A 22510-nucleotide genomic window follows, 5' to 3' on the forward strand; every position below is an offset into this window, starting at 1 on the left:
ATATAAAGATACTTCTTTTCCGTTCAACTATGGGAGGATACAAACTAGGAGCACGAACCGAAGTTCTTCTTCGGGTCTTGGGGTACTGCTTCGTTCCGTAGTTAACCAGGAGTTAAAACTACCCATGACGCATGTGCGTCATGGGTAGTTTTTGATCGCAATCGTATCTGCCGGATTTCTCCTTTACCTTACGATTTTTAATCTTTCTTGTCCGCAACCAACCGTGAGAGGCCAGATGCCCCAAATACTCAGCAGATCTATTCAGCAAAACTGCCCGTTAGTTGAAAAAAGAAGCTGATCACTTTGACCAGCCTCTTTCTTAGTTTTTACGCTATCGTTTCCCGTTAGCTTAGTCGTTAAAATTTTTGAATAGTGATTATGGATGATCATATAAAGAAACACGGAGATGCCTGACATCGCTTATCGGTGGGCGTCCGAATAAACGCGAGTATTCCCGATTGAACTGAGAAGGGCTTTCGTAACCGACGCGAAAACCTGCGGTGGCAGCATCTAAGTTCTCCATGAGCAGCAGTCGCCGTGCCGTTTGCAACCGAATTATCTTCTGATACTGCAATGGACTCATTGCCGTTACTTTTTTGAAGTGTTTGTGTAAAGATGTGGAGCTCATGTTAACCTTTTTTGCTAACTCACTAATGACAAGAGGCTCGGAATAATTCCGGTTAATAAGATGGATCGCTTGGGATATGCTATGAGCATAGCTGCCGACCAGTGCGAACTGCCTGAGCAACGTCCCCTGCTCGCCTTGTAGCACCCGATAAAATATTTCGCGGACGATAAGCGGAGCAAGCATTGGGATATCCTTCGGTGTATCTAAAAGTTGGACGAGGCGAAGAATCGCATCTAGTAAGGGAGGCGTAGACCTATTCACCAAGATCCCTCGTCCAGTATCCCTGTTCCTCTGTGGGTTAGCCTTGTTGACGATATCTAGAAGAACATCTGGACTAAGCGTTAATTGTAGACTTAAGTATGGTATCTGCGGCGATGCATGAGTAATTTTACCGATAACGGGCAAATGAACGGAGGTGACCATGTAGGTAGCCGAGTCATACCGGATATTTTCCCCGGCCAACGTGGCAATTTTAGAGCCTTGGGCGATCACATATAGAGAGGGCATGTTGACCGTATGAGTCGGCTCTGTTTCTTTCGATGCCCGCCTGAAACAAAGCTCGTTAATGGCTGAATTGTGTGTACCGTCTATCGGAGCATGGAGCTGAATCAGCCGAGCCAATTCTTGCTGATAGGTCGAAATGGTAAGCCTGGGAAAGAGTTGCTTCATAATCACCAATCCTTTTCTTCTATACCTTGAGAATATTGTATCCAGACAGACAGGATTAGGCAAAGAACGCGAAGTAATCGTCTACCGGATATTCTTCGCCCTCTTTTATACTTCAACTAGTAAGTCAACAGTACTTGCGACTACTATTGGAATGAAAGAAGGATCGGGCGATGAGCGTAGAAGAGAACATAACCATGTCAGGAATCAAAGGCAAAGTCGTTGTTATTACGGGCGCAAGCAGCGGAATTGGCGAGGCGGCCGCACTCTTGCTTGCCGAGCGTGGCGCTAAGATTGTGCTTGGAGCAAGAGGCACGGATAGACTTGAAGCACTTGCGAAGCGCATTACAGAACGGGGCAGTGAGGCCATTTATATGAGCTGTGACGTGCAACGGAGAGAAGACATGTCTAATCTTGTCTCCTTGGCATACGAACAGTATGGCAAGCTTGATGTATTCATTAACAATGCCGGTATTATGCCGATTTCACCCCTTGATGAATTGCGTGTTGAAGACTGGGAGTCAATGATTGATATCAATATGAAGGGCGTACTATACGGTATCGCCGCCGCTCTGCCTGTCTTTCGCAAGCAGGGGTTTGGTCATTTTGTCAACACCGCTTCTACAGCCGGGCATAAAACGGTACCGAATCAATCCGTCTATTCAGGCACGAAGTTCGCTGTTCGCGCGATCTCAGAGGGGATGCGCCAAGAGGCTGGCAAACAACTACGCGTAACAATCATATCGCCTGGTATCGTACAAACAAATTTTACGGAGAGCGTTACAAATAAGGAGGTTAGAAACCGTCTCGCTGCTATCCGGGACGAGTTAGCTATGCCGCCGAATGCAGTTGCTCGCGCTATAGCATTCGCAATTGAGCAACCAGACGATATTGATGTGAATGAAATTGTAATCCGTCCGACTGCACAGGTCTAAGATATGGCGAAGTTAACCAGTTTTTACTGGTTGACTTCTTTTGTTCATAGGAGGTATAGCGTGATGGGGAGCAGTTAATCATACTAGCCAATAGGGCGGTTCAAACAATATTTTAGCTTAAAACTAACCTGCCCGTTAGCTTAACGAAAAATGAAGCAGCTGCCAACCGGTAACCCGTTAGATTGAAGTTTACAGTTACAGTATGACGATTAAATAGAAAAGAACTGCTAATACAAAACGATAAAGAGCAAACCACTCCAATCGAAGTCGCTTGATCAATCTAATAAACGTTACTACCGCAATCATAGCCACAAGAAAGGAAGTCATAAATCCAATTAACATCAGATACAAATCGTCTAAACGAAGTAAATCGATGCTATCGTATAAGTCCAACAAGGTAGCACCAAACATAACAGGTACAGAAATAATGAACGTAAAATCTGCGGCAGCTTTTTGGCTAGTACCGAGCAAAAGGCCACCTGAAATTGTCGAACCTGATCTCGAAAAACCTGGCCACAAGGCCAGACATTGGAATAAGCCAATCCCAAAAGCTTGTTTGTAACTAATCCTATCCATTGTATCAATGCTGGTAGTTCTCTTACTCCGTGATGCGATGATCATTAATAATCCACCAGCAATTAAACCAAATAAGACAGGTGTAGGGCCGAATAATTGGCTTTTTATAGTGTCCTTTAATAGAAGATATACGATTAATGCTGGTAACATAGCCAAAATCATATGTATTACGTTTAATCCTTTACTTGCTGAAAAATCCATTTTAATTAAGTTTGACCCAATCTCCATATACCTTTTCCAATAAAGAATTAGAACTGCCATCACTGCACCCAACTGTATAACAATTTTAAAGGTGATTGCCGCGTCTCCCTCAAAGTCAAGTAGATTGCCTGCTAAAATAAGATGTCCAGTAGACGATACGGGTAAGAATTCAGTTAACCCTTCTATTATCCCAAGTATGATTGCTTTTATTGGATCAGTCATTAGAAGATACCCCCTTTACGAAATAAACTCGCTTAACAAATTCAATTATAAGGGTGAATGACTATTTATTCCCATCGATTAGCATAACAATATTCATTTCAGTGTGACATTATCGTCACATCATTTAATTGATATACAGATCATATTGATGAATCTTGTTCCACTATCCTGCCAAGTCATATATCACTTTGTTCAGGCGAAACCCAAGCAAAAGACGCCGCTGGCACGGCGCCTTTTCTATTACTACATCTATAATAGAGCCTGCTTCTTCCTCATCAATCCAGAGTCACTTCGTATAACCAGAAGTATGTTGCATTAGCTCTGCATTCGATTGGACTCAGCGCCAGAATATGCCCTTCTCATCCCGTTCAACTTGTTCGAGCAAATCCTCAAAGTCGGGACAAGGCTCAATAACATCTACGGCATTCCAGCTGCTAGATTCATCCTGGGCATATACCTTCCATTGTTCACCTTCCCAATGAAACCGGGCGATCGGCAGCACATCCCATTGATACCTTTCACCCGCTGGCCTTTCCTCCGTAAGAATGAGCTCGTCACCATTCATCACATAGGTCAGCTTAACCATCGTGCGGAGCGGTGCAGGCACCTTCTCGTGGATATACCCATTCATGAGCGACTGAATTCTTCGAATGGTAAACGAGTCCAGCATATCAGTTCACAGCCTTTCATTTGCCAAAATGAATGTCCTCTGCGTTACCAGCTGGACTTGGTCACACCCGGAATCTGTCCCTGATGGGCCAGTTCGCGGAAGACAATACGTGAAACCTTGAATTTGCGCAAATATCCTCTTGGACGTCCCGTCAGTTCGCAGCGATTTTTTAGTCTCGTTGGAGAGGCGTTACGCGGCAGCTTCTGCAGTGCTTCGTAATCTCCTTTTTCCTTCAGCTCCCGGCGCAGCTCAGCGTACTTGGCTACCGTTGCCTGACGCTGTTTTTCACGAACGACTTTTGATTTTTTGGCCATCATTTACAGCTCCTCTACGATTTTTTTGAACATGTTAAACCTTACAATTCCATTTACAGAACCTTCTTCCGATCAGACAGTTTCAACAGGCCACGGCAGGGGATTCTCAAACCCTCCCCAGTCGGCTTGCATCTCCTCATCACTGAGCAGGCACTGGTCCAGCTCATCCTCAATCATGTCACGCTCCATCTCGATCCCAATCATCACCAGCTCGGTCTGACGGTCTCCCCACTGGGCGTCCCATTTTTCCAGGACATCCGGCTCGGTTTGAAAAATGATTTCCTTGTCCGCTTCCGGTAAGGCCGCGACCCAATGTCCGGCAGGTCCAAACTGAATGGAAGGCCCCGCCTGGCTCAGGCTTGCTGCTACATCTCCTTCAGCCGCCAGCCAAACCAGGCCTTTGGCACGAACAACCTCTTCCGGCCAGTAGCTCATGAACTCAGCCAGACGTGCGGGATGGAATGGCTTCCTGCGACGGTACACGAAGGAGCCAATTCCGTACTCTTCCGTCTCGGGGGTGTGTGATTCTTTTTCCAGCTCCTGAATCCATCCGGCGGACATGCTCGCTTTTTCAAAATCAAAGAGACCGGTATTCAAAATCTCAGCAGGATTCACCTGCCCCTTCACGGTCCGAATAATCTTGGCATGGGGCTGAAGTTTACGGATGATGCCTTCAAGCTTGTTCAGCTCCACTTCATCGACCAGATCACATTTGTTCAGCAGCAGGACATCACACGTCTCAATCTGGTCAATCAGCAAATCCACCACGTCACGGGTATCTTCCTCTCCTGCTGCCTGACTCCGATCCAGAAGACTCTGTCCTGAGGCAAAGTCATGCCAGAACCGGTTGGCATCCACCACCGTTACCAGACAGTCCAGCTTCGCCAGACGGGTCAGATCAATACCCGATTCTTCATCGGCGTATGTAAAGGTCTGTGCTACCGGAACAGGCTCACTGATGCCCGTGGATTCAATCAGGATATAATCGAACTGGCCTTCGTTCGCCAGTTTCTCGATCTCCTGCATCAGATCATCCCGCAGCGTGCAGCAGATGCAGCCATTGGACAGCTCAACCAGCTTCTCTTCCGTTCTTGACAACGTGGCTTCTCCCTTGACCAGCGCTGCGTCAATGTTCACCTCACTCATGTCATTCACAATGACGGCTACCTTAAGCCCCTGCCGATTGTGCAGTACATGATTAAGGACCGTCGTTTTACCTGAACCAAGGTAACCGCTGAGGACCGTTACCGGAACTTGCTTTTGTGTCATTTATATCTGCTCCTTATAGTGACAGCCAATCTGTTATTGGCCTTATTAGTAATTATTACGATTAACAACAATGACTATAATCCTGTTGGCTTCTCTTGTCAAATCATTTTTGTAAAAAAAAGACCTACGATCTGGTTCCGGCAGTTCACATCATCATGATGCGTCCCGAAAAATCCAGTCCGTAAGCCATTTAACTTTTGCATCCGAATAGCAGCCTAAGTCAGTCAAGCACGAGTCGTGAAAATCAGCACATAAAAACGCATTGCCTGTACAGAGACCTTCCTCAGTTTGCAATAGAGAGCCTTTCTCTATTCCCTGATTCCATCCGTTTTCTAAATATGACGACCAGCATCATGGCAACCAAGGAAAGTAACGTACAGATCGTAAACATCGTGGAATAGGAGCTGCTCTGAACAATCAAACCCATGGCGAGTCCGCCCAAGGAGAAGCCCAGATCGTAGGAGGACATAAATATGCCCATCAATACATACCTGGAATCGGCAGGGAGCACGAAGGACAGGTACGTCGTTAATGTGGGATACATGAGTGCCAGGGCAAAACCACTAAACACCGCGGACAAATACACCAGTGGACCAATGAGCTCCAGCAGCGCGAGCATCTGGGTTCCCAGAGCTGCACACAGCAGTAATCCGGCAATTAGCCAGGTATTCCAGCTGCCGTCGGAAGGTATTTTTTTACGCAGCACAAATCGGCATAGAATAACAACCAGTCCCTGGATCGTTAAAAACACTCCGGCACTCGCAAGTCCCGTCGATACCATATACAGCGGAAGAAACGTCGCCGTTGCTCCAAATACGCAGGAAGCAAACAGCATGACTACACTGCTGATCAACAGTGGTGTACTGCGCCAAATACCACGAAAGGAGCGGATCATGTCCCTTAGCGTATATGACTGATTTTGCACCGTACGTCTGGGCAGATCTACACGGTATCCGATTAGCAGTGGCAGTACAGCCAAACCAATCATGAGGATCGTAAACCATATCTCGCGGGCACTTTCCCAGATTTGTATCGCCAGAATCGGAACGATCAGAGAGGGAACCATCGTAAAGAGTGTATACATGGATAACCCCTGTGCGCGGTCCTTATCTTCAAGCTTTTCTACAATGCCAGCCTGCATGGTCATGGAGAAAAACGCAGTCGCCACGCCTTGCAATGCCCGCAGCCAGAGGTAAGATTCCACATCACCAATCATGAAGAGCACCAGCGTTACGGCATGCAGAAGAAGCAGCCATTGCATGACCCGGAGGGGACCATGTTTCCCCAAAAGCTGTGCAGCTAGCGGCCTTAGAAGCATACACGTGAACATGTAAGCTCCCATCATGAGGCCTATTTCGGCCTGACTCAATCCTGCTGCTTCACTTCTCAGTGGAAGAATAATCGTTAAGGCCGAATTTGCGGCAAAAAATAAAAAAGCCAGCATATAAAACCGGATAAAGGAAAAAGAGACCGGATTTAATTTGCCATGATTGTTTGCAGAAGCATCCAAAAGTTTGTCCCCACTTTCTCACTATTGCCAGAACAGACAAGTCAAATAATCGTAATCATTATGATTAAAAGGACAATTTATCGTATACCGCTTGTCTTGTCAATGCTTGGTATGCGTACTTCCTATGCTAACAATGAAACAACAGAAAAAAGCCGACGCATTCCGCATCAGCCTTCCTGCTAGCTCATCGCTGACAATAGTCCCCTACGGTCATACGCAAAAATAATCATCAGTGCTCCAAGTACGGCACATATCAAATACATCCAGGAAAATGAAAACAGATCAGCAACCGGTCCCATAACGACACCCCCAAGTGAAACGCCCAAGTCCGCCGTTGCAATGAATAAACCAATGAGCACGTTGCGGTTCGTCTGTGGCAGGACAAAAGACAGATAGGTGGTCAGCGTTGGATATACGATTGCCTGCGCAATGCCCATGAGTCCCGCGCCCAGATAAAATAGGATTACACCTGCCTGAATAGACAATCCTACGCACGCAGCAGCGAGTGTCAGCAGCAGCATCGTACCCATCATAAATGAAGAGTGCCACGTTCCGTCCGATGGGATTTTTTTCCTAAGCGCAATACGGGCAACCACGACCACCGCAGCCTGTATCATCAGAAACACTCCAGCATTTCCGTAATTCAATTGTGGAGCGTACAGCGGAATAAACGCCGTTATGGCACCGAACACAATCGACGAGATGAGCATAATGACACTGCATTTGAACAAAAACGGATTACGGATCAGTTCCCCGAAGGAAGCCAGCATACCGGACTTCTGTCCAGTCTTGTCCTGTGCTGCGTCAATCCCTGGTTCCTTCGTTTTGTCCATTCTGACACTGTAACCAAACAGCCCCGTTATCATCGCAATCCCAATCATGAATATGGAGAAATAATCCATTCCGCCCGCATTCCACAGTCCCAGCGCAAGCACCGGCCCGGCAATGCCCGGAATATAGGAAAAGAGGGAATAGTATGAGATCCCCTGTGAACGATCCTTCTCGGGCAGTGCATCGATGATGCCAATCTGGAGCGCCATGGAGAAAAAGGCGGTAGACACCCCTTGCAGGGCACGGGCTGCGAAATAGCCCCCCAATCCCGTAAATGTATATAGGATCAGCGCCAGCCCATTTAGTATCAGAATGATTCGAAGTATCCTGATCGGGCCATGCTTTTGGATAATCTGACCTGCCCATGGCCTGAAAAACATCGTTGTGAACATGTACGCTCCCATGACGAGACCAATGACAGTGCTGCTTGCCCCCAATGATTCACCTCTTAGAGGGATGATAACATTGAGGATGGCGTTAGCGCTAAAGTATAAGAGCGTCAATAGATATAAACGCAGAAAAGGCCATGACAATGCTCCACTCACGGTGTGTTCTCCTTTAAAAAGTAATTAAATGATCCAGCAGCTTTCTCGCATACTCGGACTTCACGGTTTTCAGCTGCTGGATAGGCACCATTTCTTCTATGCGACCCTCTCTGAAAATGACCACTCTGTCACAAATATAAGCAGCTGCCTGAATATCGTGGGTGATGAATATATAGGTCAGCTGATAGATCTCTTTCAGCTCTTTCAGCACATGGAGCACCTGAGTCTGAACCGATACATCCAGTGAACTGATTGCTTCGTCCAGAACAATGCACTGAGGCTCTGTTGAAATGGCCCTGGCGATACAAACCCGCTGCACTTCTCCTCCTGACAATTCATGTGGATACCTGGATCGGTATGAATTGTCCAGCCCCACCTGGCTAAGCAGCACATCGATTTTGAGCGAATGGGCATTGCCTTCCGGGTTCTTTTTTTGTAGACGTAATGGTTCCATAATGGCTTCCTCGACCGTAAAAAACGGATTGATCGACGATTTGTAATCCTGAAAAACGGCACTGATCCGGCCCCTTCTCGCCTTTCTGTCCAGCACAGATCTGCCTTCGAGCGAAATCTTCCCTTGCTCCGGGCGCTCCATCCCCAAAATCAGTCTGCCCAAGGTGGATTTTCCGCTCCCGCTCTCCCCGATGATACCCAGGCATTCCCCGCGCGAGCATTCAAAGCTGACATCATGCAGAACGGATTTCCGGCCTCCGGAAAACAAGCCGCCTAGTGGATAGGATTTATGAACATGGTCAACGTTTAGCAATATGCTGTTCCTCCTGCATCAACTGCCTGAAATGATGGCTTAGCTCCCGGCGGGTGGATACCAAAAACTGTGTATACGGGTGCTGCGGTTTCGAAAAGACGGAGTGAATGCTGCCCGACTCCACAATATGTCCATCCTTCATGATCAGAACCTCATCCGCGATCTTCCGTACGACTCCCAGATCATGTGAAACAAAGATCATGGAGCATCCCATTCGTTCCCGCAATTGGATCAGCTGCTCGATCACTTCGTATTGGGAAATCGTATCCAGAGCCGTTGTAGGTTCATCCGCTATGATCACATCCGGTTCCAGCACGAGTGCCAGCGCAATCATGATTCGCTGCAGCATGCCTCCTGACAACTGGTGAGGATATTGATTCATGATATCCACCGGATTTCTCAGCATGACGCGTTCCATGGCCAATTTCATGTTCTGCTCCACTTCCTTGGCATTCCATCCGTAATGCGCCTGAAGGGTCTCTTTCAGATGAACGCCGATCACACAGGAGGGGTCAAATGCACCCATTCCGTTCTGGAGAATCATGCACAGATTCCGGCCCCTTTTTTTGCGCATGTCCTGCTCCGTGAGCTGGTTCAAATCTACCCCTTGGAACAGAATCCGGCCGGACTGCCGGATGGCTGGTTTATTCAGGCGCATGATGGACCTGCATGTCATCGACTTGCCGCTCCCACTTTCCCCTACAATGGCAAGGCACTGCCCTTGCTTCAACTGGAATGAACTATTGGGCACGATAACTTCTTCCGTAAGGGCATCCCATATTCGCAGTTGCTCAACTTCCAATATATTCATAAGAGACCTGTTCACCTCTCTTCCTTCCGCGAAGCTTGCCGCCCGGTTTGGACGTCATCAATTTGGGGTCAAGCGCCACTTGCAGCGCATCGGACAGAAAATTGAATGCTGATACGACCAAAACAATCGCAAGACCTGGCGCAAGCATTAGCTCTGGCCTGGAGAACATGACTTCTCTGGCCTCATTCAGCATCATGCCCCACTCGGCTTGCGGTGCCTGAACGCCCAATCCGAGAAATGACAGCCCGGAAATTTGCAGGATCATGGAGCAAATGGAGCTGCTCGAAATGACAGCAATGTCCGAAAAGGTAACGGGCAGAATGTGCTTGTGAATGATTCGCAGGTGGCTGATTCCCGAAGCCCTGGCGAATCTCACATAATCCATCTCGGAATATTGCATGACCGATGTACGAATAACCCGGGCAAACCATGCCCATTTCATGACCACAAAGGCGATCAGAATATTTTCAAGACCAGCGCCCAAAATGCCGACTACCGCAAGCGTCATCACGTATCCCGGAAAAGAAAGCATAATATCACAGATCCTCATGAGGATGGCGTCGGTTTTTCCTTTGAAGTAACCAGAGATGAACCCCACGAGTGCCCCCAGAAGAACAGAGGCCAGCAGAGCAGCCAATACCCACAGTACACTTGGCCGAATGCCATAGATCAGCCGCGACAACACACATCTGCCCAGATGATCATTGCCAAGGAGATACGACCACGATGCTGATGCATACCTGAGCTTCATGTTCACCTCTTCTGGATCATGCGGTGCAAACAAGGGAGCAAAAACGCCAGCAACGATCATCACCACGATAAAAGCAAGAGACGCCATGGCGAGCTTATCCTGGCTTAAATTGCGAAGGTTTCTCATTAGAATTCCTTTCTGAGTTTGGGATTCAGTGCCGCGTTCACGATATCGGAAAGCGTATTAAACAGCACAAATGTGACAGCCAGAATAAGCACGTACGCCTGGATAATCGGAAAATCCCGGCTCAGGATGGATCTGACGCTTAACCGGCCCAGACCTGGCCAGGCGAACACATTTTCAATCACAACCGTGCTTCCAAGTACAATAGGGATGGCCATACAAAAGATGGAAACGGACACCTGCAGCGAATTCCGCAAGATATGCAGTGTTACCTTTCTCTCGGGGATTCCGCTGGCTCGCGCGTATAGAACATAATCTTCGTTTAAATTGTTAAGCATGGAACTTCTGACGCTCCTGAAGTAGATACCTACATAACTTACCGTAATGACAATGACCGGAAGAATATAGCTCTGTGGTGAATCCATTCCGCTGGTGGGCAGCAGATCAAGCTTGACCGAGAAGTACCAGATCAGCATAGCTGCAAGCCAGTAGGAAGGTATCGCCGTGAGCAGAAAGGAGAAGCCACGTACAGACTTATCCATCATTTTCCCTTCCCTCATCGCACAGATTACACCTAACAGGATCGAGAAGAGGATAATGAAGAAAGAAGATATCAGCGTTAATTTGAGCGTGTTCACAAATGCCGGGCCAATCATGGACCAGACGGAATTTCCGGTCACATAGGACTCGCCAAAGTCCAGCTGAAGACAGGCCAGCAGCCAGTTTCCATATTGAATCATAAACGGCCGATCCATGCCGAGCTCTGCCTTGGTTTGGGCAATCAGCTCATCCGTAATCTGCGGAACTTCCTGCGCCTGCAGCACAACAACGGCCGGATCCAGCGGCGACAGATTGATCAGAACAAAGGTTAGAAACGAAATAATCAGCAGCAGGGGTATTGCAAGCAGAATCCGTTTGACGATAAAACTCCCCATATCCATCTCCTTTTTAACACAAAATCCAATGGACCCTATTGAAATTTCATGCGCTCAAATGGCAGCTCAAACTGGGTCTGCTTAAATGCAATGCCATCCAGTTTTTTGGGTGCCACGATCGTCATGCTTCCGTTGGTAAGAGGGATAAACACGGCTTCCTCGTGAACCATGGTCATGATGTCAGCATACAGTGCTTTCCTTGCACTCTCATCGGTGGACACCATCACGTCTTCAATCTTGGCGTACATTTCCTCGGCACCAGCCATCCCGCTTGTTGTGTGCAGATAGGCTGAGCTGGAGGCAAAAGCCGAAATGGTGCTCTGAGGATCATAAGCCAGTCCCCACGTTTGATTGAACAGCAGATCATACTCGCCCGTTGTTCTTCGGTTAGCGATGGAGGAGGATTCTTCGCCGATGATCGAAAGCTGGATACCGATATTTTTCAATTCATTTTGAATATATTCAGCCTGTGTTTTCTGCGTAGAGGAATTGCTGTCATAATACAAATCCATCTTCAGCTCTTGCCCTTCTTTGGTTCGTACAGCAGCACCACTGCCTAAATGCCAGCCCGCTTCGTCCAGCAGCTTCTCTGCAGTACTTACATCATAAGGTCGTGTCTTCAATTCCACGTCGGCGTAATTCACATTGGATGAGAATAGGGTCTGGGCAGGAGTCTGTGTTCCTTCAAAGATGTCGTTGCTTATGGTATCCCGATCGATGGCATGCCAGATGGCTTCCCGAACGGCTGTTTCACTGACCGGGTTATCCTTTTTGCTGCTGTTGGCCGCAATGATGCTCGTGTTCATCGGTTCACTTCGTATCACCTGATACTCCCCTGATTCAGCCAGTTGATTCATCGCATGAACATCAATACTGTCGGCCCCCCGGTCATCGGTGAACACGAAGTCAATTTCGCCTTTTTGCAAGGCCAGAAACGTTGTCTCTCCTGCCGGGAGAACTTTGGCTACGATTTTTTGAATTTCGGGTTTGCCTCCCCAATAATTTTCATTTGCAACAAACGTCGCGTTTTCATCCACCTTGTGCTCTGTAAGCATGTATGGTCCTGTTCCATGGTAACCATTTACACCATCTTTGGTCCCGCCATGGATCATGTCTTTGGGAGAAATGAACACATAGGGCCGGGTCATGGACAATTCCACCAATGTCGGATAATAGGTGCTGGACAGCACCAGTTCAACCGTATGTTCATCAATGACATTTGTACTCACAATTTTGGTGGACAGCTTAATCCACGCATGTTTCTCACTATTGGCCTGGACCGCGTCAAAGTTAGCCTTGACCGCCTCGGCGTTGAACGGTTCTCCGTCCTGGAACTTTACGTCTTTTCGCAAATGAAAGGTGTACACCTTTCCGTCCTCTGAAATGTCCCATGATTCCGCAAGCAAGGGCTGAATGCCATCTGCCGTGTTCTCTACCAATGACTCATATACCATACCTTGAGCAGGCATGGAGCCTGTGTACAAATGGGGATTCATATCATTAATATCCTTGGCGGAAGCATAGATCAAATCCGTCTTCTTCTCTCCTTCAGCTGCCCCCGTCTGTACAGTTCCCTTCTCGCCGCAACCGGCCAATACGACCAACACCAGCGCAAATATAATACTTAAGCCCATACGGGATCTTCCCTTTTTCACAACGTTTCCTCCTGATGATAGATTTCAAGTCCTTCACAGATCATGTTCAGATCACCAGCAAATGTCCGGATCTGAAATGCGCTGGATAACGGCAGCTCTTTCTGTTCCTGTGCCACTTGCACCAGTTTGTTCTCATAGGTTGCGATGAATTTGTCTATAGTAGGGCAGTCCACCCGGAGATGCCTTGCAATGCCCTGAATGATTTTGATGCGGTAATAATCTTCCTGAGGCATCCTTGGGATCTCAAGCTGTCCTTCGTGATTGATGAACATCTTCCGGAATGGCACGGCCGAAAAGTCAAAATATCTCCCTTGTTCGTTTGGCTGCGAGAAAGGGTCAATCAGTAACGAGGTATACCGTATGTACAGCAAATACTCCTGATGTATGTCCTGCAAATCGACAAATTCTTCGATATCAGAGCGCGATAAACTCTGCAAATGAACCGGGTAGTTATCATCCGTCATGAATTGAAGCAGATTGAGCGGCCGTATGTGCAGCCGGTCTGTAATCCTCATGATTTCTTTCCATCCTGCGAGCATATCCCGAATGAGATGTTGGTTGATAGGCCCTTCCGGGTAGAGCTTGTAGACAAACGTCTGGACGTCAGCGTTTCCAAAGATCGCGTTTAAAGAAAAGTCATTCATGAATAACGCCGGATGTACATACAGCGAGATGTTTCGCGTCTCCGCCTCAAATGGGGAGGTCATCACTTCCATCGTCACGCCGAGCTGATCAACCATTTTGCATAATTCGTTCACTGCTTCTGAAGGGGTTCGGGTGGAACCGATATACAGTTTATTCTTCACTCCGGTTGTCACGACATGATTGGAAGGCCGTCCATCTGCCCATCGCGTATCCCCACAATAGGTGGAGAAACTGATCACTTCGGGCGTGTACCCTAACTCACTTACATACTGATGAACCAGGCGGTTCGATCCAAATGTGGGAGATACCAGCACGATGCACTTGACTTGCTTCAGGACGTCCGGATTCAGCTGACTTAATACCTGAACATAAGCATCTGTCGTGACAGCAAGAATCAGCGTATCCCAGCTGCCTTCAATCCGGCTGTACCCGGTAAAAATCCGATCCACGCTGCACTCGCCTGCCAGGCTCCGATGCTTCTCATTCTGAACGCTTACGCGAATGTGCTGATCATGACGGTCCAATGCACCGAAGAATTCATTGGATCTAATCGATTCCCTTCCTGCCACACCGATGGTGGAACCTCGTTGTTTCTTGAATAATACAGCTAGTTGAACGGATGCAGGCCCAGTTCCCATGATTAAGACTCGTTCAAAACCACTCATATGTGCCTCCTCCTTATCCGACATGCAAAGGTTTCTGATACAGTGCAATGTCAAACACATCGTGTGGACGCAAAATGTTATCAACCATTCGCCATTTCAGCGGGTCCGTCTCCTGCTGAGGGTAATTGAACAGGGACTTCAATCCATTGCCATATCGCATCGCAACAACAACGTGTTCATTGGTGAGCGAATGAAGCTGATCTAGGATGTCATATTTCATAGCGACAGTGGAACTGAAAATGATATGCGTGGCTTCTTTCGTAAAATCAAGCTCGTGAACAGATGCCTTCTGCAAATGGATGCGGAGACCGGCCCCCAATGTATTCACAACCGTCCGGCCTAACCCGATCGCCTCTTCATCAATATCAATGCCTACCACCTGTGCCCCCGTCCTTCTGGCGATAAGCAGGGGAGTCATTGGAAATGCTCCCGATCCGATCAGAAGCACCTTGGAGTCTGAAGTCACATGGAAACTGCCGAATTCCTTCTCAATGCATTCCTCAATATTCTTGAAATAATCCGCAATCTCCACTTCTCCGTGCTGCAGCTTCAATGCCCGATATTTCTCCATGATCGCTACACAGCGGGAAGATTGGTGCCTTAAATCCAGTACAAGCTGTGTGAACCCGGTGCCCTCCTCATGCTCCTTCTCTGCCCAGAACGACTCATGGCGCTTATCGGTGATCCACTGGGAATAGGCATTGATGGCCAGCTCCATCTGTTCCGCATGATGAATGGAATGATCGTATTTCCGAGCAAGTTGTTCAAAGGTCTTCAGAAAATCATTCAACTGTCTGGTAAAATCCACGACCGTATTCATGTGTTTCCCCCTTATCCATGTCCATCTGTTGTACATCAATAAAAGCTGTCCCCTGTGCCACAATACCGACAGAACCTTCAATGTGAATGCTCCCCAGCCCATGTTCAGCAAACCGGGCCACGACGTTGATCGAACCTCCGGGCTGTTTAATTCGGGCGGTAATCTCTCTTCCTGTCTTCCATGCAAGGTAAGCGCCAAGCGAAGCTGTACCTGAACCGCATCCTCTCTCCCATATCAGGCTATCCAGTCCGGGAACATAAATCAGCGGAGCCAACTCTTCGGAACGTGGATTGAACAACAAAATGCCAATCAGTTTGTCTCCAAGGGTTAGTCCAAGCAGACGCGCGAGGTTTTGTGCTCTTTTTCGAATCCCATCATCGAACCCGTCCACCTCCACCACGATATGAATGAATTCCTCATACCGGACAATAATCATATCCAGATCGAATCCTTCGTACGTTATGGTCTGCCGTTCAATCTGTCTGGGAATCGGCATGGTCACCTGACAAAAGTATTCATTCAGCTGCTTCTTCACTTGGCAGGTAATCAACTGCTCTGTACCCGAGACCTCAAGCAGCAATTCAGTGTAATCTCGAGAACCCATCTCCTGTTCTGATGCAAGGTAGGCTGCCAAAGCCATACAGGCATTACCACAAAACTCTCCTCCGGCCATATGCAACCGTGCTGCAGCTCCGCGCTGAAGGGATGGCACAATAAATCCGACCTGCTCCGCATATACATGATCGTAGGACATGATGCTTGAAGCGATATGTTGGTACTCCTCTGCTGGATGACTTGTTTTCACCAAAACCGTCATGTTCTGTGTTGGATTAAACTTGATAAATTCGATCTCCTGTTTCATCCCAGCTACCTCTATTCCTGTTCATTCAGATTCGGATGAGTTTCACCTGTGCGCTACCCCGCTGCCTTAATAGTAATTTTTACGATTAATAATCGAGAAAAATATAGCATACAAAATTGAGGCCGTCAACAATATTTTTCCATTTCAAGAAGCTTCTTTGTTTTAAAATCCATCTCTTTGTTTTGCATTCTTTTTCTGCCTACCAGGCAAAAAAACGGTCACCCCATGAGGGTAACCGTCCTTTCAAAGCACACTGTTTGGTTCTTGCGTTTATCGCATCACTCCCCCTGCAGCTGCAGGTTTTGCAGCGCTTGCTCTGCCAAAGCAGCGAGCAAATGCGCTCCCAGCGGCAGTGCCCGTTCATCCAGGTCAAATGCAGGATGATGCCACTCATGCGGTCCCGATGTACCGAGGAAAAGGAATAGGCCTGGAACCTCCTTCTGATAAAAGGAGAAATCTTCACCTGCCGGAGAGGGCAGCGGTCTAACACTGTTCAATCCCACTTCAGCCGCCACCTGTTCCGCCGCGGAAGCCAGCGAAGCATCATTAACCACCGCAGGCGGTCCCTGAATCCAGCGAACCGTCGCCCGTGTACCGTATGCAGCCGCCACACCAGACACGACCTGGTTGAACCGTTCACGAATACGGGCACGGACTTTCTCGTCAAAGGTACGCACCGTGCCATCCAATATGGCCTGATCCGGAATGACATTCCAGGCTGTACCGCTGTGAATCTTGGTCACGCTAATCACGGCACTCTCCTGTGCACCCACATTGCGACTCACAATTGCCTGCAAAGCCGTTACAATATGTGAGGCAACAACAATCGGATCGATTCCCGCTTCCGGTACCGCAGCATGTGTGCCCACCCCTTCGACGTTTACTACAAAACCATCCGCCGCTGCCAGAAGTGCTCCTTCCCGGATACCGACTGTACCGACCTGAAGATCCGGTTTGTTATGCAGACCAAACACGGCAAAGACGTCAGACAGTGCTCCGCTCTGAATAACCTGCCGGGCGCCCGTTGCTTTTTCCTCAGAAGGCTGGAACAGCAGCCTTACTTTGCCTGGCAGCCCAGACTCCCGCTGTTTCAACAATCGTGCTGCACCAACCAATATGGCCGTATGTGCATCATGCCCGCAAGCATGCATTTTGCCTGCGGCCTGGGAAGCAAACTCAAGCTTCGTCTCTTCCTGAATCGGCAATGCATCAATGTCTGCTCTGAGGGCAACGACAGGCCCGTCCCCTTGTCCGATTTCGGCGACAAGACCCGTACGCAGTGCATATTCATCTGCGATACGTACCCCTTCCTCCTCCAGCCAGCCGCGGATGGCGGCCGTTGTTTCCCTTTCCTCACCTGACAATTCCGGATAGCGATGCAGATGCCGCCGAATCGCGATTAACCGCTCCGCAAATGCTTCATCGGTTTCAGCAGGGATACGCTGCTTGCCTCTTTCTTCTTGCCCTGCCTGCTGCTTGGGCTGTTCCAGCTCACTCTTCATAATGCTGCCTCCTTCATCGTCATCTATGTGCTGCAAAAAAAAGCGGGTTCTTAATCCTCACCTAACCAATAGCCGCTTGCGCAGGTTCGGATTCACTCCAGAATTCACCCAGTCCCTGTTCATCCAGTGCCTCGCGCAGCAATTCAAAAGAGCGAATGCGCTTCGCGAAATCACGTGTGGCTGTTGTGACAATCAACTCATCCACGGCAAACTCATCCTGAAACTTTTGCAGAGCCTGACCTACGGTTTCCTTCGTTCCACGGGTTACACTCGGCTCCAGAACCTCAATGCGATATTTCTCGTTAGATTGCCGTCCGAATTCTTCTGCCTGCTCCACTGATCCAACCGTCAGTACTTTGCCATTCTCCAGGTGGATCTTGACCAGCATATGCTCACTTGCCAGCTCTTCAGCCTCTTCCTTACTCTCTGCCACAATTAAGGAGATCGCAAGAACGGCGTAAGGCTCCCGGCCTTCTGAACGGTTGAATTGCTCGCGGTAGACACGAAGGGCTTCTTGTGCCACTTCAATATTGCTATTAATAAACAAGGAGAACACATAAGGGAGTCCTAGTTCCGCCGCCATGCCAGCGCTATCGACACTTGCTCCAAGCACATACAGCTCGGCAGGCAGCTCGGACACAGGTGCAGCACTTAAACCGGCAAGTGGATGGGATTCATCTGCATGCGGTTCATTATGAATATACTGCTTCACTTGTCGTATTTTCTCCTTCAGTGAAGCTGCCTCCTGAATGCCCTGCTGCAGAGCCTGCGTAGAACGGGGCAGTCCTCCTGGCGCACGTCCTATGCCCAGATCGATCCTTCCCGGTCCAAGCGCTGCGAGCACATTAAAATTCTCGGCAACCTTGTAAGGACTGTAATGCTGGAGCATCACCCCGCCGGAACCCAAACGAATTCGCTCTGTATGTGCCAGCAAATGCGAAATCAGCACCTCTGGCGAAGAACCTGCCACATGTCCTGAATCATGATGCTCCGATACCCAGAACCGGTGAAATCCAAGCTGCTCTGCACGCTTTACCAGCTCAATAGTGTGCCGGAATGCATCCACCGGAGTCTCCCCTTCATAGATTGGGGTCTGATCCAATATGCCAAGACGAATCCCCATACGTTTCTCCTCCTCCAATTGTGCTGCCGTATTCGGCTGCCAAGCCCGTTCTTGCTTTTATAACTGCCTCAGCAGCTCCCCAAAGGGCTCTGCAAACGGTGAATGTTCTTCTTTTAACGTCACGACACTAATCTGCAACGATACACCAGCAACTTCATGAACCTGAATGGGAAACAACTCCTGGTCCTGCACTTCCTTCTGCACCGTTAGTCCCGGCAGGAAGGCAATACCCGCTCCCTGAAGAACCAGTTTCTTCGCCGTTTCCGAATGGTCCACATGATATGTAATATCCGGCGGATGGTCTAGGGAGTCGAACGCACGGTGAATACGCAGCCAGTCCAGGGAACCGCATTCGAAGAAAACCAGCCGCTCATTGCGAATCGCCTCCATGCTGACGTGTCCGCGTTCTATAAATGGATGTCCCTTGTAAACATACAGCTGGATCGGGTCCTCATAAAAAGTAATGGTACGTATGGCCGGGTGCATGACCTTGCGTACAAATGCCAGATCAATCTCCTGATTCAGCAGCTTTGCGATCAATTGATCGGTTGTAGCCGTTGTGAGCTTGATGTTGACCTCAGGATAGGCCTCCTTGATTTTGGGGAGGAAGTCCGGAATGACATAGTTGGATACCGATACGGTACTGCCGAGACGCAGGGCGTCTGGTGTCGTCCGGCGCTGCTGAATCTTCTGCCTGCCCTTTTGGATAACCTGAAGCACCTGCTGCGCGTATGGAAGGAACTTTCTCCCTTCATCCGTGAGCACGATCTGTTTGCCAAGCCGATCAAACAGCTTGCAGCCAAGCTCACGTTCCAGCGATTGAATACGAGCCGTTACAGATGGTTGGGACAAAAAGAGTACTTCGGCAGCCTTATTGAAGCTTCCGTAATGATTGATATATACAAACGCTTCAATGTTCTCAATATTCATAAGCGCCTCCGCATCCAGGTCCACAGATGTTTGACCTTATATCAATTTAACCAATCAACTTACTTGGTTTTAAGCAATCGTAATACCATCCTTTTCCAGTGTCAATATCAATTCATCCAACGAACGGTCCAATCGGGTTGTAATGTCGGCCGAAAGCGCATATTTTCCGTCATCCAGACGCTCTACGCCTTGATCAACTGCGTAAACTCCACCCAAAATATGTCTTCCCCCGAGTGCGGCCAGTACAGGCTTCAATGCATAATCAATAGCCAGCAGATGCGCAATGGAGCCGCCAATAACAAGCGGAAGTGACACTTTACCGCAAAGCCCCTCCTGTGGAATCAGATCCAGGAACAGCTTCAGTACACCCGAGTAGGATGCTTTATACACAGGCGTAGCCACAATGACCGCGTCTGCTGCTTCAACCACGGCAAGCGCGTCTCGCACATGCGAACTGTCGAACCGGGCCTGCACAAGGTCTTCAGCTGGTAGATCCGCTACATGTATCACCTCAACAGAAATGCCTGCTTGGGTTAATTTATTGCTGCTATAATCGGTTAGGCCGGTCAAACGCGAACGTTTGGAAGGTGCTCCGGCAATAATAACGACATGAGACATCATTAATCTCCTCCTTGGAATAGCGGTCAAGCCGCTCCTTTTACTCTTGGATCAAGCCGATCACGGATATCGTCTCCAATCAGATTCACTGCGAGTACAAACATGGTAATAGCGAGTCCAGGAAAAGTACAGATCCACCAGGCGACGGTCAGGTAACCGCGTCCCTGTGAGAGCAGTGCTCCCCAATCCGGAATTTCCTTCAACACCCCTAGTCCAAGAAAACTGAGACCGGAACCCGTCAGGATGGAAGTACCCACCCCCAATGTTGCCATAACAAGCAGAGGAGACAGGGAATGCGGCAGGACATGCCGCCAGAAAATACGTCCGTTCGAGCCACCAAGTGATCGTGTCGCTGTGATAAACGGCAGGCTTTTGACAGACATCACCTGTCCGCGCATGACCCGTGCATATCCCGGAACGGAGGCTACCGCAACGGCCAGTGCAATGTTCAGCAGTCCAGGACCCAGTGCCGCAGCTACGGACAAGGCTAGCAGTACTCCCGGGACAGCCATCAGAATATCGACAGTACGCATAATCGCCGTATCCACCATTCCACCTGCATACCCTGAGATAATCCCCAGGGCACTTCCCACCAGGCCACCGACAAGCACCGAAGCGAATCCGATCAGCAGTGAATCCCTGCTGCCATGCACGACGACGCTGAAGATATCCCTACCGAAATAATCAGTACCAAACCAATGCGCAGCAGAAGGTGCCTGCAGGATCGCATCCGTCATCATCTGAGTTGGATCATAAGGAGCAATCCATCCCGGAACGATGGCACAGGTAACGGTGAATAACACAACCAGCAGCGCTGCATAAAAGAATAACCGGGAAACCGCGAACGAGAAGCGGTGACGTCCCAAACGGCGATTCCACAGGCTTACACGCCCCTTGCTGCCGGTCCATGCCTTTTTGTCACCCACCAATGGTTTCATGCTCATGAGAGTCCTCCTTCCTCATCCCTCAAAGTACAGATGGTCTTCGCCGATCAAGTACGGACTGCACGTCTGACCCTTGGATCGATGTACGCATACGAGATATCCACCAGCAGATTCAGCACCACGTAGATAATTGCCGTAAAAAAGACAACGCCCTGTACCACAGGCAGGTCTTTCGCCATCAAGGCATCGGCAATAATCCGTCCGATTCCCTGTCTGGAGAATACCGTTTCGACCACGACGGTTCCCGCCAGCAGATCCCCAATCAACATGCCAATGACCGTTACGGCCGGAATCAGTGCATTGCGCAGTGCGTGAACGTACATAATCGTTCGCTCCGTAAGCCCTTTGGCACGCAATGCGACGATAAACGGTTCATTAATGATTTCAAGCATACTGTTACGTACCATCCGCACGATGAAACCTGCACCAACCAGACCCAGGGTGGCTGCTGGAAGAACCAATGAGGCAAATCCCTCCGAACCCATGGCCGGGAACCAGCCGAGCTGAACCGAGAACAGCAGGATCAACAGAATGCCGGTCCAGAACGTTGGCATGGAGATACCAAACAGTCCAACAAGACGGGCAATAAAATCAATCACGCCGTTTCGGTGGATGGCGGACAGCACGCCAAGCGTGATGCCGATGGTAATCGCAATGATGGAACTCAGTGCCGTCAGTGCCAGGGTGGCCGGGAAATGTTCCAGAATTTTGGGAAGCACTGGATCCGAGTTCATCATGGACTTGCCAAAATCGCCGCGCAGCATGTCTCCGAAATAGTTCGCAAATTGAATGTAAAACGGCTGATCCAGACCAAGCTGCGCCCGCAAATTCTCGATCATCTCCGGTGTAGCCGAGGATGGATCCAGCATGAGCAGGACCGGATCACCCGGCAGAAGATACATGATGCAGTACACCAGCACCGAAGCTCCGAATATTACAAATAGTGATGTTGCAAGCCGAGTCAGTATCGTTTGAACCATACCGGGTCGTCTC

22 protein-coding genes are annotated in these 22510 nt (G+C 48.9%); 1 reads left to right on the forward strand and 21 read right to left on the reverse strand.

The genetic code is table 11. The features are described from left to right. Window positions 1–376: 376 nt before the first annotated feature. Window positions 377–1297, reverse strand: coding sequence for an AraC family transcriptional regulator (locus tag MHB82_RS24445; protein WP_341176692.1), 921 nt, complete (start codon window positions 1295–1297; stop codon window positions 377–379). Between the two features lie 170 nt (window positions 1298–1467). Between MHB82_RS24445 and MHB82_RS24450 the strand changes: the two genes are divergently transcribed. Beyond that, a complete protein-coding gene (locus MHB82_RS24450) occupies window positions 1468–2229 on the forward strand; it encodes an SDR family oxidoreductase (RefSeq protein WP_095361337.1) in 762 nt (253 codons plus the stop codon). Between the two features lie 195 nt (window positions 2230–2424). On the opposite strand, the gene MHB82_RS24455 is transcribed toward MHB82_RS24450, so the two are convergent. The 20 genes from MHB82_RS24455 to MHB82_RS24550 form a co-directional block, all read right to left on the reverse strand. Beyond that, window positions 2425–3228 (reverse strand): undecaprenyl-diphosphate phosphatase, encoded by an 804-nt coding sequence (locus tag MHB82_RS24455; protein WP_341176073.1) that lies wholly within the window; start codon window positions 3226–3228, stop codon window positions 2425–2427. Window positions 3229–3565: 337 nt separating this feature from the next. Beyond that, entirely contained in the window at window positions 3566–3898 is a 333-nt protein-coding gene (locus MHB82_RS24460) for a DUF3024 domain-containing protein (RefSeq protein WP_110756464.1), read from the reverse strand. Between the two features lie 44 nt (window positions 3899–3942). After that, the gene (gene rpsN, locus MHB82_RS24465; RefSeq protein ID WP_063566651.1) at window positions 3943–4212 is read right to left on the reverse strand and encodes a 30S ribosomal protein S14; all 270 of its coding nucleotides are present in this window, start codon (window positions 4210–4212) and stop codon (window positions 3943–3945) included. 72 nt (window positions 4213–4284) lie between these two features. After that, complete coding sequence (locus MHB82_RS24470; protein WP_341176074.1) at window positions 4285–5481, reverse strand: GTP-binding protein; 1197 nt, start codon at window positions 5479–5481, stop codon at window positions 4285–4287. Between the two features lie 283 nt (window positions 5482–5764). After that, window positions 5765–6991 carry a staphylopine family metallophore export MFS transporter CntE gene (gene cntE, locus MHB82_RS24475; protein WP_341176075.1) on the reverse strand — a complete coding sequence of 409 codons (1227 nt, stop codon included), beginning with the start codon at window positions 6989–6991 and terminating at the stop codon, window positions 5765–5767. A gap of 179 nt (window positions 6992–7170) precedes the next feature. Then, window positions 7171–8367 carry a staphylopine family metallophore export MFS transporter CntE gene (gene cntE, locus MHB82_RS24480; RefSeq protein ID WP_341176076.1) on the reverse strand — a complete coding sequence of 399 codons (1197 nt, stop codon included), beginning with the start codon at window positions 8365–8367 and terminating at the stop codon, window positions 7171–7173. Window positions 8368–8380: 13 nt separating this feature from the next. Continuing rightward, on the reverse strand, window positions 8381–9133 hold the full coding sequence (locus MHB82_RS24485) for an ABC transporter ATP-binding protein (protein WP_341176077.1): 753 nt from the start codon (window positions 9131–9133) through the stop codon (window positions 8381–8383). Further along, window positions 9120–9944, reverse strand: a complete 825-nt coding sequence (cntD, locus tag MHB82_RS24490) for a staphylopine uptake ABC transporter ATP-binding protein CntD (RefSeq protein WP_341176078.1) — start codon at window positions 9942–9944, stop codon at window positions 9120–9122. Before cntD ends, MHB82_RS24485 begins: the two co-directional genes overlap by 14 nt. Then, window positions 9925–10821, reverse strand: coding sequence for a staphylopine uptake ABC transporter permease subunit CntC (cntC, locus tag MHB82_RS24495; protein ID WP_341176079.1), 897 nt, complete (start codon window positions 10819–10821; stop codon window positions 9925–9927). Before cntC ends, cntD begins: the two co-directional genes overlap by 20 nt. Further along, window positions 10821–11753, reverse strand: coding sequence for a nickel/cobalt ABC transporter permease (opp1B, locus tag MHB82_RS24500; protein ID WP_341176080.1), 933 nt, complete (start codon window positions 11751–11753; stop codon window positions 10821–10823). Before opp1B ends, cntC begins: the two co-directional genes overlap by 1 nt. A gap of 35 nt (window positions 11754–11788) precedes the next feature. Beyond that, window positions 11789–13387 carry a staphylopine-dependent metal ABC transporter substrate-binding lipoprotein gene (gene cntA, locus MHB82_RS24505; protein ID WP_341176693.1) on the reverse strand — a complete coding sequence of 533 codons (1599 nt, stop codon included), beginning with the start codon at window positions 13385–13387 and terminating at the stop codon, window positions 11789–11791. A 17-nt stretch (window positions 13388–13404) separates the two neighbouring features. Next, window positions 13405–14718: an opine metallophore biosynthesis dehydrogenase gene (locus MHB82_RS24510; protein WP_341176081.1), complete on the reverse strand. Its 1314-nt coding sequence runs from the start codon at window positions 14716–14718 to the stop codon at window positions 13405–13407. A gap of 13 nt (window positions 14719–14731) precedes the next feature. Beyond that, the gene (locus MHB82_RS24515) at window positions 14732–15538 is read right to left on the reverse strand and encodes a nicotianamine synthase family protein (RefSeq protein ID WP_341176082.1); all 807 of its coding nucleotides are present in this window, start codon (window positions 15536–15538) and stop codon (window positions 14732–14734) included. After that, window positions 15501–16400 (reverse strand): diaminopimelate epimerase, encoded by a 900-nt coding sequence (locus tag MHB82_RS24520; protein ID WP_341176083.1) that lies wholly within the window; start codon window positions 16398–16400, stop codon window positions 15501–15503. Before MHB82_RS24520 ends, MHB82_RS24515 begins: the two co-directional genes overlap by 38 nt. Window positions 16401–16678: 278 nt before the next feature. After that, a complete protein-coding gene (locus MHB82_RS24525) occupies window positions 16679–17902 on the reverse strand; it encodes an amidohydrolase (protein ID WP_341176084.1) in 1224 nt (407 codons plus the stop codon). A 61-nt stretch (window positions 17903–17963) separates the two neighbouring features. Beyond that, a complete protein-coding gene (locus MHB82_RS24530) occupies window positions 17964–19025 on the reverse strand; it encodes an LLM class flavin-dependent oxidoreductase (protein ID WP_341176085.1) in 1062 nt (353 codons plus the stop codon). A 57-nt stretch (window positions 19026–19082) separates the two neighbouring features. Continuing rightward, window positions 19083–19955, reverse strand: coding sequence for a LysR family transcriptional regulator (locus MHB82_RS24535; RefSeq protein ID WP_341176086.1), 873 nt, complete (start codon window positions 19953–19955; stop codon window positions 19083–19085). Between the two features lie 69 nt (window positions 19956–20024). Beyond that, window positions 20025–20573: an NADPH-dependent FMN reductase gene (gene ssuE, locus MHB82_RS24540; RefSeq protein WP_341176087.1), complete on the reverse strand. Its 549-nt coding sequence runs from the start codon at window positions 20571–20573 to the stop codon at window positions 20025–20027. Window positions 20574–20599: 26 nt separating this feature from the next. Then, window positions 20600–21517, reverse strand: a complete 918-nt coding sequence (locus tag MHB82_RS24545; protein ID WP_341176088.1) for an ABC transporter permease — start codon at window positions 21515–21517, stop codon at window positions 20600–20602. A gap of 47 nt (window positions 21518–21564) precedes the next feature. Beyond that, the gene (locus MHB82_RS24550; RefSeq protein WP_110756487.1) at window positions 21565–22497 is read right to left on the reverse strand and encodes an ABC transporter permease; all 933 of its coding nucleotides are present in this window, start codon (window positions 22495–22497) and stop codon (window positions 21565–21567) included. Window positions 22498–22510 lie beyond the last annotated feature (13 nt).

It is taken from the genome of Paenibacillus sp. FSL K6-2862, from assembly GCF_038005125.1.
In the GTDB taxonomy this organism is placed as follows: Bacteria; Bacillota; Bacilli; order Paenibacillales; family Paenibacillaceae; genus Paenibacillus; species Paenibacillus illinoisensis_A.

Coding starts and splice junctions, on each gene's coding strand:
- MHB82_RS24445 (WP_341176692.1), bottom strand. CDS start 1,297: ATGAAGCAACTCTTTCCCAGGCTTACCATTTCGACCTATCAGCAAGAA.
- MHB82_RS24450 (WP_095361337.1), top strand. CDS start 1,468: ATGAGCGTAGAAGAGAACATAACCATGTCAGGAATCAAAGGCAAAGTC.
- MHB82_RS24455 (WP_341176073.1), bottom strand. CDS start 3,228: ATGACTGATCCAATAAAAGCAATCATACTTGGGATAATAGAAGGGTTA.
- MHB82_RS24460 (WP_110756464.1), bottom strand. CDS start 3,898: ATGCTGGACTCGTTTACCATTCGAAGAATTCAGTCGCTCATGAATGGG.
- rpsN (WP_063566651.1), bottom strand. CDS start 4,212: ATGGCCAAAAAATCAAAAGTCGTTCGTGAAAAACAGCGTCAGGCAACG.
- MHB82_RS24470 (WP_341176074.1), bottom strand. CDS start 5,481: ATGACACAAAAGCAAGTTCCGGTAACGGTCCTCAGCGGTTACCTTGGT.
- cntD (WP_341176078.1), bottom strand. CDS start 9,944: ATGAATATATTGGAAGTTGAGCAACTGCGAATATGGGATGCCCTTACG.
- cntC (WP_341176079.1), bottom strand. CDS start 10,821: ATGAGAAACCTTCGCAATTTAAGCCAGGATAAGCTCGCCATGGCGTCT.
- opp1B (WP_341176080.1), bottom strand. CDS start 11,753: ATGGGGAGTTTTATCGTCAAACGGATTCTGCTTGCAATACCCCTGCTG.
- cntA (WP_341176693.1), bottom strand. CDS start 13,387: ATGGGCTTAAGTATTATATTTGCGCTGGTGTTGGTCGTATTGGCCGGT.
- MHB82_RS24510 (WP_341176081.1), bottom strand. CDS start 14,718: ATGAGTGGTTTTGAACGAGTCTTAATCATGGGAACTGGGCCTGCATCC.
- MHB82_RS24515 (WP_341176082.1), bottom strand. CDS start 15,538: ATGAATACGGTCGTGGATTTTACCAGACAGTTGAATGATTTTCTGAAG.
- MHB82_RS24520 (WP_341176083.1), bottom strand. CDS start 16,400: ATGAAACAGGAGATCGAATTTATCAAGTTTAATCCAACACAGAACATG.
- MHB82_RS24525 (WP_341176084.1), bottom strand. CDS start 17,902: ATGAAGAGTGAGCTGGAACAGCCCAAGCAGCAGGCAGGGCAAGAAGAA.
- MHB82_RS24530 (WP_341176085.1), bottom strand. CDS start 19,025: ATGGGGATTCGTCTTGGCATATTGGATCAGACCCCAATCTATGAAGGG.
- MHB82_RS24535 (WP_341176086.1), bottom strand. CDS start 19,955: ATGAATATTGAGAACATTGAAGCGTTTGTATATATCAATCATTACGGA.
- ssuE (WP_341176087.1), bottom strand. CDS start 20,573: ATGTCTCATGTCGTTATTATTGCCGGAGCACCTTCCAAACGTTCGCGT.
- MHB82_RS24545 (WP_341176088.1), bottom strand. CDS start 21,517: ATGAGCATGAAACCATTGGTGGGTGACAAAAAGGCATGGACCGGCAGC.
- MHB82_RS24550 (WP_110756487.1), bottom strand. CDS start 22,497: ATGGTTCAAACGATACTGACTCGGCTTGCAACATCACTATTTGTAATA.